Source organism: Enterococcus sp. AZ040, assembly GCF_050499185.1.
In the GTDB taxonomy this organism is placed as follows: Bacteria; Bacillota; Bacilli; order Lactobacillales; family Enterococcaceae; genus Enterococcus_D; species Enterococcus_D entomosocium.
The window spans coordinates 615,944-632,111 of sequence record NZ_JBMHEW010000001.1 but is presented as its reverse complement, the minus strand read 5'-3'; the positions used below and the strand labels follow the sequence as shown (position 1 = coordinate 632,111).

The 16,168-nt window shown below is 42.4% G+C and carries 13 protein-coding genes; 1 reads left to right on the top strand and 12 read right to left on the bottom strand.

Going from position 1 to position 16,168, the window contains the following annotated elements:
* Nucleotides 1–68: 68 nt before the first annotated feature.
* From IGK63_RS02915 to IGK63_RS02885, 7 genes are all read right to left on the bottom strand, one after another.
* The gene (locus IGK63_RS02915; RefSeq protein WP_016611274.1) at nt 69–3,089 is read right to left on the bottom strand and encodes a WxL domain-containing protein; all 3,021 of its coding nucleotides are present in this window, start codon (nt 3,087–3,089) and stop codon (nt 69–71) included.
* A 1-nt stretch (nt 3,090) separates the two neighbouring features.
* Nucleotides 3,091–4,155 (bottom strand): DUF916 and DUF3324 domain-containing protein, encoded by a 1,065-nt coding sequence (locus IGK63_RS02910; RefSeq protein WP_034871881.1) that lies wholly within the window; start codon nt 4,153–4,155, stop codon nt 3,091–3,093.
* 92 nt (nt 4,156–4,247) lie between these two features.
* Nucleotides 4,248–5,174, bottom strand: a complete 927-nt coding sequence (locus IGK63_RS02905; RefSeq protein WP_016611276.1) for a WxL domain-containing protein — start codon at nt 5,172–5,174, stop codon at nt 4,248–4,250.
* Between the two features lie 23 nt (nt 5,175–5,197).
* Nucleotides 5,198–6,022: a WxL domain-containing protein gene (locus IGK63_RS02900; protein WP_016611277.1), complete on the bottom strand. Its 825-nt coding sequence runs from the start codon at nt 6,020–6,022 to the stop codon at nt 5,198–5,200.
* A 26-nt stretch (nt 6,023–6,048) separates the two neighbouring features.
* Nucleotides 6,049–6,414, bottom strand: a complete 366-nt coding sequence (locus IGK63_RS02895) for an LPXTG cell wall anchor domain-containing protein (RefSeq protein WP_016611278.1) — start codon at nt 6,412–6,414, stop codon at nt 6,049–6,051.
* 1,184 nt (nt 6,415–7,598) lie between these two features.
* A complete protein-coding gene (locus IGK63_RS02890; protein ID WP_016611282.1) occupies nt 7,599–7,823 on the bottom strand; it encodes a hypothetical protein in 225 nt (74 codons plus the stop codon).
* A gap of 378 nt (nt 7,824–8,201) precedes the next feature.
* Nucleotides 8,202–8,597, bottom strand: coding sequence for a DUF7006 family protein (locus tag IGK63_RS02885; protein WP_008377999.1), 396 nt, complete (start codon nt 8,595–8,597; stop codon nt 8,202–8,204).
* A gap of 488 nt (nt 8,598–9,085) precedes the next feature.
* Between IGK63_RS02885 and IGK63_RS02880 the strand changes: the two genes are divergently transcribed.
* Complete coding sequence (locus tag IGK63_RS02880) at nt 9,086–10,573, top strand: helix-turn-helix domain-containing protein (RefSeq protein ID WP_016611284.1); 1,488 nt, start codon at nt 9,086–9,088, stop codon at nt 10,571–10,573.
* Nucleotides 10,574–10,700: 127 nt separating this feature from the next.
* On the opposite strand, the gene IGK63_RS02875 is transcribed toward IGK63_RS02880, so the two are convergent.
* Genes IGK63_RS02875 through IGK63_RS02855 form a run of 5 tightly spaced genes read right to left on the bottom strand, consistent with a single transcriptional unit; the run spans nt 10,701 to nt 16,165 of the window.
* Entirely contained in the window at nt 10,701–11,063 is a 363-nt protein-coding gene (locus tag IGK63_RS02875) for a DUF7006 family protein (protein WP_008377996.1), read from the bottom strand.
* Nucleotides 11,064–11,116: 53 nt separating this feature from the next.
* On the bottom strand, nt 11,117–12,577 hold the full coding sequence (locus IGK63_RS02870) for a helix-turn-helix domain-containing protein (protein ID WP_016611287.1): 1,461 nt from the start codon (nt 12,575–12,577) through the stop codon (nt 11,117–11,119).
* Nucleotides 12,578–12,591: 14 nt separating this feature from the next.
* Complete coding sequence (gene wecB / locus IGK63_RS02865) at nt 12,592–13,689, bottom strand: non-hydrolyzing UDP-N-acetylglucosamine 2-epimerase (RefSeq protein WP_422708597.1); 1,098 nt, start codon at nt 13,687–13,689, stop codon at nt 12,592–12,594.
* A gap of 32 nt (nt 13,690–13,721) precedes the next feature.
* The gene (locus tag IGK63_RS02860) at nt 13,722–14,753 is read right to left on the bottom strand and encodes a glycosyltransferase family 4 protein (RefSeq protein ID WP_016611289.1); all 1,032 of its coding nucleotides are present in this window, start codon (nt 14,751–14,753) and stop codon (nt 13,722–13,724) included.
* Nucleotides 14,750–16,165, bottom strand: coding sequence for a lipopolysaccharide biosynthesis protein (locus tag IGK63_RS02855; protein ID WP_034871886.1), 1,416 nt, complete (start codon nt 16,163–16,165; stop codon nt 14,750–14,752). The genes IGK63_RS02860 and IGK63_RS02855 overlap by 4 nt, the downstream gene beginning before the upstream one ends.
* Between the last annotated feature and the right edge of the window lie 3 nt (nt 16,166–16,168).

Genomic DNA, 16,168 nt, shown 5'->3' with positions numbered 1-16,168 from the left:
CACACATTCGAAAGAAGAGAAGCTGCAGGCGACTTCCAGCAGCTTCTGCTTCCTTCTTATTCAAACTTTTATGACTCAGGTCTCGGAACAAAGCTTAATTCCCAATAAATCGTGCCGCGATAAGCAGTTGCTTGGGGGTTGGCACCAATCGGGACTTCCAGTTCCACACTGTTTTCCATTGTTTCACTTGAGCCATAATGTTGGATCCACGTCCCTCCACCATGATTCTCTTGAGCCGAAGCCAAGGTTTTACTTTGACCTGCAATAAGTTCAATGGCTTCTTGATAGTCTGGCGTCTCCGACTCATTCGAACCAGTGGTTACCATATGGATATTTGACAAATAAACGCTTGCCCCTCTTAGTCGTTGCCTTTCATCATGCGTACCCACAAAACCCTCTTCAGATAAGCGAGCACTCAGTGTCCAACCAGTAGTAGCGACCCTCCGATCCGATACTTGGATATAATTGGGACGGTCCCCTTCATGCACATCCTCATAAACTTCCCGCAACGCCTGCGGCTTTGCTGGATATCGAGTGGTACTTGAAAGAATTGGTACTTCTCCAAAATCGAATTGAGAAATAAAGTCGATGCTGACAAATCCCTGGTTTTCTGGCAAAACAGGAGGATTCACAGGATCGACCGTTTCATCCGGGCGAAAAGGATCCCGCGGATCCACAATGTCGATTTTCTCTACAATCACCGAATCCTTTCCCCATCTCCCATTCAAAAACGCCTCGGCTGTCACTAGCTCTTCGTGACGAAAATGTTGGAAGTTTGGAAATTCGGATAAATCAAACTGAAAGTTTCCCTCTTCATCAGCTTGGACGTGAAAGAATTCTCTGCGTCCATCTGGATCCGTTACAGTACCAAGGGAAGGATTTGGTTCGGGCATAAATGCTTCCCGCTCAAAACGAATATAGCTATTGGGATTTGCTCTTCCAGAGATGATCCGAGAATTTGATAAGGTCGGATCTTCCGTTAATGGATTCAACTCTATTTCAACTTCAGAAACTTGCTCGAAAAGCAATCGTTGGCTATGAGTCGAAAAATGACTACGTACCCCTTGTTCCACTGTTGGATCCAAAGTTACGACACTGTTGATTGTTGGATTGATCCAAGTAAGGTTGGTACTCATATGAATCAAAGGCATCCACTCATGGGTAGACTGCACCTCATCAAACTCACCGTATTGCCATTGTTTGATTCCTTGAAATTCGATTTCCAGTTCATTGGTTCCATTTAAGTTGATCAAACTTCCGTTATTAAAAGAAAGCGGCGCCGTTCGTTCTAAATTGACCTTTCGGGCCTCATTGAACGTCAACTTCGAAAGATTTCCAAAAAAGATCAAATTTTGAGAATCATTGCGACTGTCCGAACGAATATCTAAAATAGCATCTTTACCAACAGTGATACTGTTTTGAGGTTCCCAGAAGCCAACAACATGTGCCGATAAGTTGGGTTGATTTTCCGCATCAATTTTTAACATACTACGTTCCTTTAGATTGATATGGGTGTTGCCTCCTTGAAATGAAAGAATATTCCAATTCCATCCATTCGTGTGGCTTCGATTCTCTAAGGATTGGATATGCACTTTGCTGTCTTCCAAGAGATCGATGGTATGGTTTCCATGAAGTGTGGAAATCGCAGAGGCGTTGATCTGAGTGTCAAGTTTTAATTCTGCTCCCTTGCCAACAGTCAGATTCCCACCACCATTTCCAAAATAGACATTCACACCATCGGCTTCCCCTCTAGTCCCTTCAAAATTTGCTTTCATGGAAACTTTGGCATTCTCTCCAATAACCAGTTCTGGATGATTCAAACCATGATAAAATAAATTTCCTGAACTGATGGTCGACAATTCTACTTCTGCATTGGGACTGATCAAAAGTCGATGGACTTCAAAATTTGCTTGATTCCAAGCATTGATCTGCCAATTTTCATTAAAAGTCGAACGGTAGCTTCGTGCTTGATGTGAGGTAACCTTTCCTGAAAGCACTGCGGTTGTACCAACGGAATGCAAAAGCTGATTCCCAATGTTTTCAACATTATGGTACCGCATGGTGGATATGGCTTGATTGTTAACACCCAAAGTAGTAACGTTCATAGGTCCGTAATAATTCCCATGATAAAGGGTAATATTTTGATACGAAATATCCCAAGGAGATTCTGGTACCATCGTACTATCCAAGAAGCCAACAGCAACCGCACGAAAATCAATTTGGTATTTTCCTTGTCCATCAATAATAAGAGTTCTTGAGATTCCCGGTTGGCTGATATAGACATAAGAGTCTCCACTCGAAATATTAATTGTACTTCCTGATACGCCTGAAGCTATACCTTCAATCGGATTATCACTAGATTCAAAGCTATCGATCAACTTTATATGATTCACCTCTGGGTCCATGACAGCTTCTAAAAATTCTAGCCAGGAGCCTACTTCTTGTTCTCTTCGCCTATCTTCCAAAAGATCAAGATTGCCTTCATCCACCTCGATGTCATCAAAAAATGAACCATCTGATTTGACAGGATCCGCTGCTAAGTTAGTGCCAATCGGGTGGTCGTCCGTTTCCATAGGGGGCCTCTCCCCCTCATCTCCGGATTTTCTTTCTTCCACGTTCAAGGTAAGCACTGTCTCTGCTACCGTTATTTCATAAGTACCTACGGATTCTATCGTCAGTGGTAGACTAAACGACGTCAACGGCACTTCGGAGTTCAGAAGCCATTGCTCGGGATCCTCGGTTTGGGTGATCACTATTTCTTCCATTAAAAATGTTTCTTCTATGATCGTGGCTGCAGGCAGCTGGATGTCGATGCTTGTTAGTGGGCGGTTTGTTAAAAACATGATCGGAAACACTTCTCCAACATAGGCTTGCTGGATTTCTTCCAGAAAAGAAACCACCAACTCCTCTTGATCCTCTAAAGATTCTTCAAAAGAAGATCCAGTGAACACCTCGCCTAACGTACCTTCTCTTCCTTGCCATGCATGTAGTGGTTCAAAAAAGAACACACGAATAGACGGAAAAAACAAGTAAACACTAAATAGTCCTACCATAAGTGATAGTACTATCTTTAGTGTTTTTTTTTTCATTTTACTGATCCCCACCTTCCTTTGTCTTTTTTTTCTTGTTAATGATTAAAACAACAACGATGATCAATAACAAAACAAGTGCGGCGATTCCGCCAATCAGCCACCAATTGGTTTCTGGTTCCAATGTCACGTCTTCCTCATTTAAACGTCGGGCATCAGCAGCCGCAATCGTGAAGAGTTCTTCCCAATGCCATTCCTCCCCTTGTGAACGGGCCGTCATAGTTAGAACATAGTCTCCCGGACGGAAACGCTCGCCATTTAGAGGAATCGGAAAATCCATCTGCGAATTTGGGGCCATCTGCATGCTTGTGCGCTGCGTTTCATACAAGACGGTGTCACTGCCGCTGGCACGAATCTCAGCATCAATTTCTATGTGGTTGACGAAAGTCGGTGTGTAATTTTGAATCTTGGCACTGATCACGTTCCGATAATTGACTTGACTGGCAAAAACGTCCAGCAATTCAAGGCCCGGATCCGTTGACGAGCGGTTATTGCTTACGACGACTCCTAAAATAAAGGCAAACTCATTACGAATCCCGATGCCTTCTGTTTCTGACTCCGTTGCCGTAGCATCGCGGACCTCTTCTACTCGGATCGCCCCTGCCAGTATCCCATCAAATTCTTCCTCAGGCATCGTCAGAGGCAGTGTAAGGATCCGTTCTTCTTGGGCTTCTAAGGTGATGACCCCTGGTGCTTCAATCAATTCTGCAATCGAGGCAGGCAATGTCGGGTCAGGAGCTTCGGCATCACGACCGTATTCTACTACCCCATTGACATTCGTGAAAGCAGTATGAGCCGATACTTCGACGTCGATGGTTTCTTCCGATGTATTTTGGACGCGCAGCTGCAATTCTTCTTGTTCCCCTGCGCCTAAATTCAGATCAAAATAACCGCTAGCACCGCCTTCGATCTGACTGTCAGGGAATATCGGGGTTACAAAAAAATTCAACTCTGATTCAATGTCATCATTTGCTCTTACTGGTGTCGGCCAAGCAATCAATGAGCATAGCACGATCATTGCAGTCAAAAGCCGCAGCCAGCGTTGGTTTGTTGGTTGTTCAATCACTGTTGTTTCTCCTTCCAAAAAAGGCAGGAATAACGGTCTACTCCTGCCAGTTGTTTCACATTATTGTTGCGTTGCTTTGAAGATTAGTCGTCTTAGTCTGGCACTGTTTCACCATCGGCGTCCATCGTACTTGTTAAATGCCAAGTTAGTGTTGCCGTATATTCAGTAGCTTGTGGTGTAGCCGTTCCCGGGATATGCAGGCGAATGGCTTGATTCAAAACTGGATCTGTTTCTGACTCGTGAGCAGCATTTAATTCTTCTTGATCCCCCCAATAAATAGACGATACACCTTGCCCTTGCCCATCGGTAGCAGCCATCACTGTAACGTTGGTCGAGTTTGCAGGGACAATCAAACTCTGGTTTCCTAATTCGTCTGGTGTGGTAAAGGCATTAGGAAGTAACTGCAGTAAATAATCCCTATCCTCATGGTCATCAGGCAGTGCCTTCAGCTCTTCCTCAGTAGCGCCATTGTGAACAATGGTTGGATTAAGGAATTCTAAATAAGCCCCTCTCAAATTACTCCCGCTGGATGTAGTAAACTCTGTTAAATCAAGATGCAGTCCCCACTGTGGATCATCCAATCCGCGAGTATCAACGATTTGCGCGAAGGATACATATGGTACTCTTACCTCTTCGCCATTATCTCTTGAGATTTCCTCCCCCTCATCATCACCGGTGACAAGCTTTTCTTGTTCAGCGATTATTGGATAAAATTCATTAGTAGTTGAAATTCTTTGTATGCCAAAATCAAATTTTTTCGGTACATGGGCAATCGTTAACGGTCCGGTTGGTGGATCTGGATCAACGATTGTTACTGGTGGATACGGTACAGGAGGAACGACCTCTACGCTCTCCCCATCACCAGCTCGGAACTCAATATTATTTTCTGTATTCTGACGACGTCTTTCTCCACTCGGCTCTGGGTTCGGTGTTGGTTCATCATTTGCTACTGCTTGTACACCGCCTGCGAAGATCGTAGAGGTCAGTGTTGCGACTGTTGCTAAGCGAATCCATTTCATTTTTATTCCTTCTTTCTTTTCTTTTAGTTTGTTTCATCGGCTTGCGCCGTTGGAACTGTTTCTCCTGATTGCGAGGTAGTGGTCGTCAATTGCCACGTCAAAGTCGCCACATACAAGGCTGCATCTTTAGCAGTCGCTCCCGGGACGAACAATTGGATCGCCTCATTGCGAACCACCGGCGCCTGGGCTTGGACCTGCGCATTCAATTCATCTTGATAGCCCCAAACGACGGATGATGTGCCTGCCCCTTTGCCGGCATCAGCAGTCAGAACAGCTTGTGCTGAACCATTGGCATCCAAACGCAAGCCTGCTTCATGTGCGGCCGGTGCGTTTTCTTGGTTGTGGCTATTGTAGTCAACTTCTCGTGAGGCAAAGATGATTTGTGCCCCTCGCAGTTCGTTGTGTTGCGTCCCTGATTCAAACGCACTTAGTGCTACAGTCAAACGCCAGCCAGCATTTGACCCACGGGTATCTTGTACTTGGGCGAAGGAAACATACGGTACTTTGTTTTCTTCCCCTTGGGTATCCGCTAATTGTTGCTTTTCTGCCACCATCGAATAGACGGCATCTCGGTTGGAGATTTCTTGGGTACCAAAATCCAAAGTCGGCGCATAAGCGATCGTCAATGGTCCTGTTTGTCCATCTGGTCCGATCGGCGGTATCTCCACATCGGGGCCATCGGGGCCTGGATCAGGCGGAAACACTTCCGTCGGGTCTCGATCATTGGGCACAAAACTGACTTGCCCATCGGTTTCAGCGACTCTTACTTCAGCGGCGGTCCCTTGGATCCCACCAGTCAAAAGGGTTGCGGCAAGTACGGTGCTCGTTGCAAATCGCAAAAATCTCATAAGATCATTCCCTTATTCTCTATTACTCAACTTTTACTCAACTTTTCTTGTGTTCTTGAGGTTGTTCGTTCTTTTTGGTACCTGCGTGTCTTCTTCACTGTTGAATAGCCAGCGATCAATAGCAGCAATGATCCGAGTGCCGTGGCACTGGAACTTTTTCGGGTATTCGTCTGCGGCAAACGTTCCCCATCCCCGCCAGGTTGTGTCGGTCCGGTCGGTGGTGAAGGTTCTGGTTTGTCTGGTTCATAGACACCCGTGAACTGGACTGAGCCTTCTGTATCGACGGAACGCTCCTCTTGTGCCGAAACTAAAATCGTCGAAGCACTGATCACTTGAAAAAAAGCCGCGAAGATCATCAGCTTGACCCAAAAATTCCCCCTCGCTCTTTTCATTCTCCCTCCCCCTTTTTGACATCATCAAGCCTAAAAACCACCCTTTTTTAGACACCTTTACTTAGACGGTAACCTTGAACAAAGTCGATTGGTCTTTGTTTCAGTTGGCTTCCAAAAACGCTGGGTTTTATCCTCGATATACTTCATTATAGCTATCTTTGTGATGCGGGAAAAATCAATAAATTCACTGGCTGATGAAATCTATGCCTAAATAAAAAAACAAACCCCCGTTTTAAATAAATTATTCAACATAGGATATGGCTAAAGTGAGAAATCCTTAACATCTACCAAAGTGCTTGTTACCATAGAAAAATCATATATCAATCTCCAAAGCACCTGCAGTTCTCCATTCTATAAAAGCCACAATAAAATAACGGTAAAAAAAGGAGGGGGACTATCCTTATTAAGAACGTTCCTCTCTTTTCATCTGATCCCCCAAGCTACGTTTGTCGGGTATTCTTTCTTTTATGTTGTTTTTCTTAGAATCACTAAACTGATAAGAACATGAAGCATGCCTGTCAGTGGTCATCTCCTGCTCGTTTGGTATTTCTCTACGGAAAACAGTTGGGTGGTTCCTCGACGATTGGCGGATCATCAGCTATGGTTCTTCTTTCGGAGCGCCACCTTTCCCATTCATTTTCACTTATCCAGCCCTTTCCCGGTACTCTGTTGTTGCCAATACAGATGCAGCCAAACCAACGCATACTCCAATAGCTATTGCAGCGCTAAAAACTTTGGCGTCTCTGTCCATTGCTTTATCTTCTCTATCTAATATCCTTCGGTACTCCCTTGAAATGCCGCTTGGCTAAATCAGCCATTCCTCCATGAAGCATTTTATTGACTCTCTCGTATGTAGTTCTTCGGTCATCCATTTTTTGATTACTATTTACAGAACGAATCGATTCTTCCAGCCTCCCCCTTAAGAATTTTTCATTTCCTTGAAAAAAGCTCTCCACTGGATATTTGAAAACAGGCCTATTTGTTAGCACAAAAAAAAGCAAACGATCCCTTCTTGGTTTCACCAAAAGAAGCAAACGTTTGCTGCAGATTTGTTTATGTTAAGTAAGAGCCCGCGAAAGGCTCGTCTCGGTCGTACTATTTTATGTATACTTTTGCTTACAAACAAGCGATTTCTTCCTACTGTAAAAACGCTTCTTTGCTGATCATTGCTGTTTAATTCTTGATCATTCTCCTAAAGATTGCTTCTCTTTTCTTGTTCTGCCACGCTGTACCCAAAAATACATAACCAGCAGAAAGAAATAGCCAAGCAAAAGAATGGTTTGCCCCAATTGAAACCAGCTGCGAAGGATCACAGATATGCTGGGAAAGAAATCATACATGCCGTATTGTGCCACCGATATGCCTACCGACAAGTAGGCAAAAATAATAAAAAGTTTCATTCCGTTCATGTCCTACCTTCAAGCGCTTTTTGCTTTTTTTCACGTCTTACACAGTAATTATTTTATGAAGAGCAAAAAACATTCGTCTTTGTCGTTGACTTTAGCGGTCAATCTGTTGTTTCTTAAAAACAACTCTTACTCAAGCAAGGAAGACCAACCAATTGCCTTCCCCACTGCGTTGTTTGAGTAGTCCATCTGCTCTCTGTCATTCTCAAGGGTACGTTCCACCTGAAAATCATCCTTTTAGCCCCACTACTACTCTCCATTTATTTCTCCAAAAAACTATCTATGAAACTTCCCCAATAGTCTATTGAACATCATCGTTTCCCATTTATCTCAATTTTTTTCCTAACTCTCAGGTCTAATCGACGTATTAGACATAAAAATTCAGGACTCCGCTAAGTGTTCACTCAAATAAATCAAGCCCATTTTGGGTTTTTGCGTTAACTTTGCCCCCGTGATCTCACGGTAAAAATACTTATGGTCATTTTCTATCATTTCAATGACTTCTTCCTCACTCATCCCAAGGTCATCTAGCAATCCCTCTTTGCGATTGTTGCTGATTTCCATCAATATTTGCAATTGTGCATCAATCGCCAATAAGTGGCCCCACTGAACAAACAGGTTTTCTTCCTTGCTATGAAAAATCGTTAAAAACTCTTTTGCTAACCGATGATAAAAGGCATTTATTTTTGGAAAAAAGCGTAACACCCCTTGTTTTTCTAGCTCTGTTTGAAAATGCGCCAAATATTCTTCTGCTCCCGCTATCTTTTCTGCCAGCATATTAGCCTCCTCGTAATCTATCTGCATGTTCGTTTCCAGTTTACACTTTCTGGTAACCGTAGATGTTCTTCAACCAATCAATGTCTTCTATTTTCTTTCTCTCTCATTCGTGGATACCCCTCAAGTACACTGCTTTTCTAGGTATTGATGGCACATTCACTCATTTGCTAGTTACATTTACTGTTTATTTTCTCCCTTTTGATCCAACCAACAGTTCACAGGTTTCCTCTTGAGAAAAAACAAATACTCCTAAGCATCGGACTATGGTCTCACTATAGCGTCAAATATCCTTAAAAAAAAATAGCAATTTTCACCTGTCGGTGAAAAAACCTACATTGTATCAATTCGTTTCAACCGTTTACATCCACCAGAATAATAAAAAATCGAATATTTAGTCAAATAAAATTAAATTAAACATAAAAATTGAAGTTTTTTAATCAATTGTTTATAATGTGTTTAATTCTTTTTTAAATTCAACGGGGGCAACTATGAAAAATTTTCAGCTAAAATTTATCAAAAATCGTTCTTTAATCCGACGATTGCAATTATTAAATGAATTTGAGAAGAATCCATCTGCAACATTGGGCGATTTATCAGAAGTAACAAAAAGCAGTACCCGTACGATCATTGCGGATATTGCCATGATTCGCGACTATTTTAATGACGCGATCGAAATCTATTCCTCTAAGTTTGGGTATTTATTTGAAGAACTTGATCCCGAGGGGTATATCAAACAAAAACAAAATTTAGTTAAAGACGAGCCATTTTTTATGATTTTGGAGAGTATTTTTTTTGATGAATTACAATCTGCTCTGGATTGGAGCTTGACCCTTAATCTTTCGGAACAAGCATTGCTCAGTTACTTAAAAAAAATGAACGAATTATTAAAGCCCTTCAACCTTCGTCTATCAACAAACCCTGTCACATTGATAGGTTCTGAAATCGATATTCGCCGCTTTTTTTGTCTGTTTTATTATGAGTCAGATATCAATGTCAATACGATCTTCCCATCGCTGGATGTCCAAGATGCTGTCATTGAGATCACCAATCTTTTGCATTCAAAAAAGCAACCGGCTTCTACTTTTTCTTACTTTTCCTATATTCTCTACATTACACTGGAACGCAGCAAGAAAGGGTTACAAGTCGAACTTTCACCTGAACTAAAGGACATCTTTTATGCTTATCATTCATTGATTGCTCCAGATACGTTAAGAGAGATCCTTTATTCCTATTTTCATTACCATCTGCCAGAGGACGAAATCATTTATTTGTTACTTTGTCTCATCTGTCGCCGAAAAATCAATCATCCTTCGATCGAAGAATTTTGCCGAAAGTATAATCGCTGGCCTGAGATCCAACAAGTGACAAAAGATTTCTATGCCCTAAATCAAGGCAATTCCTATGATGAACAAAAAGATTTACACTGGTTAGAATCATTTTTTACGATTGTGAAAATACGCGATATGCTCTCGCCCATCATGAATGTCAATATTGACGATCTTACGCAATTCGTCAAAGAGAAGTTTTCCTACGAATATAAGAGAAACTATGCATTTTTGGCAAAACACAAGCTAGTCAAAAAGCTGTATTCATCCTCCTATCTTGACGATTTCTGTGCCAGCTTAACGATTCATATGGAAGCGATCAAAGAAGAAAATTGGGGATCACAACGGACGATCGCCGTGATTTTTGAAGGAAACGAATATGTTTGTGAATATGCCGAAAGTATCGTGCGAAAATATTTGGGTCGCTTCCATACATTGTATTATCCTAATGCCAGTGAACTCTCTCCAACCTATTTAAAAGAAAAGCAAATTGATCTATTAGTCACCAATTATTCGGAGTATACGACAGAATACTTACTGGAAGTAGAATGCGTTCTTCTAAAATCTTTTCCAGATGCGACAGATTGGAATCGATTACTTAATCAAATCAATCCACGGATCTTGCGTCTGGTTGTGTTGGACAATGCGTAAGTCAACTTGCTAGACACTATCTTGTGGAATCATTACGGTCACAAAGCATTTCGAAGTGTTATTTTATAAAAACCATTCTTACCCAACGAGTGGTTGACACTCTGATTTATCTCAGCGATCACAGTGTTCATTTCTCGCTGAGATAAATCAAGCCATGGGGCGCTTTCTGGTTTGTGCCGATCCCTGCCATTTGTCGGTAATAGACATTTTTGTCCTTTTTGATCATTTCGACGATCTCTTCTTCTGCTAATTCGATTTCTTTAAAAAAGTCGTGTCGGAAAAAATCTAAAAACATTTGCAGTTGGGCATCGATTTCTAGCAAATCCGCCATTTGTTGTAGCACATTATCGTACTCGGTATAGCAAATTTCTTTGAATCGTGTTTGCAACTCTGTACATACTTGTTTGATTAAGGGAAATTCCTGCAAGTAACAAAGTTCGCTGTAATTTTTTAAATAGGCTTCTGGTGTCATATGTCCTTTTTTCATCATGATTGCATCATTCCTATCTTTCCTCTGAGAATTATTTTGCACCTGGACCATTGTTAAAGTTTAAAGTCGATCAATGACATGAGTCTGCGCCAATCGGTTGAGTTCGGGATTTTATTGAACAATAAATACACGCCAGAACAAGAAAAATTCGACATATGCTCATTATAATTTGTGACGACGATATCAAATTGGTTCGCCTCAAAATAGCCGGGATTGATATCTAATACATTCGGAAAAAAGAGTTTCTGATAACTGCCTAGATACTTACGAGCAGTGACCTGAATTCGTTGCGAGATAAATTGATTCCCTTCTAACAGGAACGCAATTTTTTTAGGCTTCCCCCAGTACAATTCTTTCACACAGTCCATGTGAATGGTAAACACTGCGCTGATATCTACGATCATGTCTAAAGACAGGCACTTCAGTTGTTTGAATTGTTTTTGTAAGAACGCTGTGTTTTGTGCCATTTCCTCTGGAAAATGTTCTTTTACAAATGAGATCAGATCGGGAATCACTTTGTTCAAGACCGGTGAAAGTTTATTTTTTAGTAAGATCGTCGCAAAAAACGACTGGATCAAAACCGTACTATATTCCAGCGCATACGGCGGTACGCCTGCCTCCTTTAGATAACGTTGGGTTAGTTGCAGGATCTGCGAGTCTTTGCCTAACTTGTTGCAAAAGTCCCTTTCCATATCAATATCAAACACCGTCCGTTTTCCCATCGATAACGCATAAAAGTAGATGATTTCTTTTTCGGCGATCGTCGTTTGCAAATGGTTCGATAGCATCGTCTTTAATTTTTTCAGCTCAAGATAATACTCTTTACGAAACTGCTTGACGATGGCTGGATCGATCGTGACGTAATGGCCATGAGAGGTTCGCTCTAAAATGATATAAAGCATGTAACTGATTTCCTCAAAGGCAAGATTAGAGAAATTGCTATCGAATTCTTCTTTTTTCAAGTTTAAACCGATCTCATGAATGATCAACGGCGGAAATACGGTATGCGGCGTACTATCGGATTCATAATAAAAGTTCAGAAAAAAATGGCGAATATTGACTTCCTCACCAATAAGATCAACGGTGGTTTTATTTAATGTCAGTTGGTACTGTGCTAAAATTGGGTCGATCTTTCGAAAATACCGCATCAACGTGGCAGGGGAAATAAACAAAATGTCTGACCACTCATTGATGGTCAATATTTCCCCTAAAAAAATGCTCTCAAAGATGCGAAACAACGGCTCGTTACTGATCAAATTCCGTTTTTTTTCTAAGTAGCTTTCTGTGTCGATGACTTGTAGCTGATAGCCACTATTTGACGTTTCCATTTCGATAGCATCTTCGAAATACTCTTTAATGTTTTGTAAATCTTCAATGATGGTTCGGCTAGAGCTTTTGATCACTTTTGACAACCCACGGATCGGTGTATGAGAAGCGTGCTCCATATGTTCTAGCAAATGTAGCCACCTTAGCGTCGTTTTACTAATGACAAAAGATGATTGGAATTGTCTCATAGATTCGCCTTCCTCTACTCGAAATAACTTTTTAATTCAGCCACGATCCGCTCACTGGCTTGTCCATCTCCATAGGGATTTTTGGCTTGCGCCATCTGTTTGTATGCTGCCTCATCTGACAATAAATGAACGATTTCTGAATACACACGCTCCTCATGGGTACCAATAAGTTTCAAAGTCCCTGCTGCCACCCCTTCTGGGCGTTCCGTCGTTTCACGTACGATCAAGACAGGAATCCCCAAGGAGGGTGCTTCTTCTTGAATCCCTCCTGAATCGGTCAAAACAAGGTAGCTGCCTGCCAGTAACTGATAGAATGCAGGGGCATCCAATGGTTCGATCAGCTCAATATTTTGCTGCCCTTCTATATAGCGCTTGGCTAGTGTACGGACACGAGGGTTTTTATGCATCGGAAAGATGATCGTCAGTGCGGGATAAGCAACAGCGATCCGTTTTAGTGCACGAAACACTTGTTCCATGGGTTGCCCAATGTTTTCTCGCCGGTGCATTGTAACTAAAAGGATTTTTTTTTCACTAATTGGTTTTCGGTCTTTTTTTTGTGCCAAGGTGTGGTACAAAGCATCAATAGACGTATTGCCAGTAACGACGATGCGGTCTTGTGGATGATTTTCTTTTAGCAGATTTGCCTGGCTTTGATCTGTAGGGGCAAAGAGAAAATCTGCTAGTTGATCAATCAACCGGCGATTCATTTCTTCTGGAAACGGATCATTCTTGTTACCTGTTCGTAGCCCAGCCTCCACATGACCAATCAAGATCTGCTGATAAAAAGCGGCCAGCGCAGCTGCCACTGCCGTCGTCGTATCGCCATGGACCAACACTACGTCTGGTTCTTCTGATTGAAAAATACCTTCGAGTCCTTCTAAAATACGACTGGTGATACTAGACAAGGTTTGATTTTCTCGCATGATAGCCAAGTCGTAATCAGGGGTCAGCTCAAACGCCGCTAATGTTTGCTCAAGCATTTCTCGATGCTGCCCTGTCACGACGATCTTTGATAGGAAGCGTGGATCATTTGCTAGTTTTTTTATGACCGGTGCCATCTTGATGGCTTCTGGTCGTGTACCAAAAATAGATAATACCTTTATTTTTTGCATCGTACTTCTCCTTTTTTTCAGCAATTTGAGCATTAATCAAGTTGCTTTTTGTAAATCTTCTGCCAGCGCTTCATATACGACGTTAAGGCATACTGTTGCTCAATCGTTGCTCTGGCTTGTTGGCTGCTTTTGATTCGTTCTTCCTCGTTAGCTAACAGACTGCTCAACGTCTCGATCATTGCTTGAATATCACCGGCAGCTACTAGGTAGCCGTTTTCACCCGATTGGATCAACTCTGGGATTCCCCCAACCTTCGTCGTTACATTGGGGATACCTGCCGCCATGGTTTCTAAGATCGCCATCGGCAAGCCTTCGTGATAAGAAGGGAGAAAATGGATGGCTGCCTTACGAAAAACAGCTGGTAACGCATCGGTTGCTACCCACTCATTTAAGAACACATTGGTGAGAGCCTCTTCTTGGAGCTGTTGGGCAACCTGTTGATTTTCTTGATCGCCAAATAACATAAAGCGAATCTCGGGAAAGGAAACAGCCATTGCTTTTGCAACTGCCAACAGATCAAAACTGCCTTTTCTTTGCCCGATCCTGCCAAGAGTGATGATCCATTTTGCGGTGGGGTCATAAAAGGATTCCTCCGGCACCGCTACGGCATTTGGCAAGACCTCGATTGAGGTATCGGTAATCGTTTGGTAAAATGCTGACCAGCTACTACTTAGCACTACGAGCTGATCCACCCGAGCTAAGGTAAAACGGACCCACCACTTTGCCCATGAAGGACTGTTTTGATAAAACTGGTCAAATTGCGAAGCATGCATATGAAAAATCGTCTTGCAATGTTTTGGTGCTAGCAACAACAGCAAACTCTTGCGATAGAAACTGCCCTTTTGCGCAACGTGGAAATGAAGGATCTGGCACCTTTCTTTTTTGATGTGCCGACGAAACGTAAGAAACGCTTTGAGCTGCGTCCAATATTTTCCTTTTTCCGACCAAGTCTTATGGACGACGAAACGCACGTCCTCTGGCGCTTTTGCTTTTTGGAAATTATGAATGACCGTTGCGATCCCCCCTTTTGCTGCTGGATCTGGACCGATAAGTAAGATATTCATGCTTTGTTGATTTTCCTTTCTTGTACAAATCTAGTTACCTGCTTTAGTTCCTTGCGATAAAGAACAACGACGAAGAGCATCAGCAGCAAAATGAGGCTCTTTTCCAGCCAAAGAGTCCGATTGAATGCCGTAAACAGCGCAAAGCAATACAGCATGATCGAAAGGCTGATTTGGCGTTTGACTGAGAACCCCTGCCAATAGGTCATCGAAAAATATGTACGGGCAAAAAAGAAGACCAAGTACCCTAATGCCGTAGCACAAGCCGCTCCTGTGGCGCCAATTGTCGGTACGAGTAGGAGATGACCAAGGGATGCGGCTAAGACCGCCAGCAAAGAGGCAGCAATATTCAAATGACTTTTCTTATAAAAAACGATCCCGAGATTGGTCGTTTCACTGATCGTCATCATCAAGGGATAAAAACATAACAAGGGAAACAAGTACTGGGCCTCTAAGTAGTCTTGCGACAATAAGATGACGATCGTTTCTTTGAAAAAGACCATCAGTAAAAAGAAAATCGACAAGACGAACATAATAAAGTGACTGACTCGTTCGTAATAAATCAATGGTTTGCCTTTTTTGAACCATTCATAGGAGGTGGGAATCCAAAAATTGGCAAAACTAACTTGTAGAATCATCAAGGCACTTGCCACTTTGAATGCAGCCGTGTAGATACCCAAAGCGGCAAAATCAGCAAAATAGCGCAGCATCATTTTGTCGATAATCATTAACAGGCTATAGAGGAACGTTCCCACCACCGTCGGCAAGCCAAAACGACTCAGCTTTTTGATCAGGTTGCGATCGATTTGGCGAATGAGCGGCACAAAAAGCGCCAGGTTTGCCAGAATCAACAGACAATCACCGATAATCTGACCGAAGAGCATGCCATAGACCACCGTAATAAACGTCGGCGGACCAAAAAAGAGAAACAGCAACGTGATGAACAAGACCATGAATTTCACCAAAATACTGTAAACGGAGAACTGGATCGCTTTGTTTTGCATTCGAACCGTTAACAAAAGAAACCGTTCAAAAATCAGCAGTCCCGACGAAAAAGCAAATAAATAAATCGCACGGGTGTACTGTGGAGATTCAAATAAAAGCTGCGAAAAATCTACCGCAAAAACCACTAGGATCAGCTGAAAGAAAAATGAACCGAGCAACGGGACGAGCATCGCTTGTTGCAATAACTCGCGTTTGTTTTCGTGGTCATGGTATTCCCTCGTAAAGGCTTGGTCGAAGCCGAGATAGATCACGTATATCAAAAAGGTCTGTGCAAGGAAAAACATACTGGTCTTCCCATATTCTTCGGGTGTCAAAAAGCTGGTCGTTACGGGCAAAAGCACCAAGTTTAAGACCGCCGAACCTAACGAACCGAGGGAGAAAAAGCCCAGCCTCAAAAGTAATTTTTTCAATCA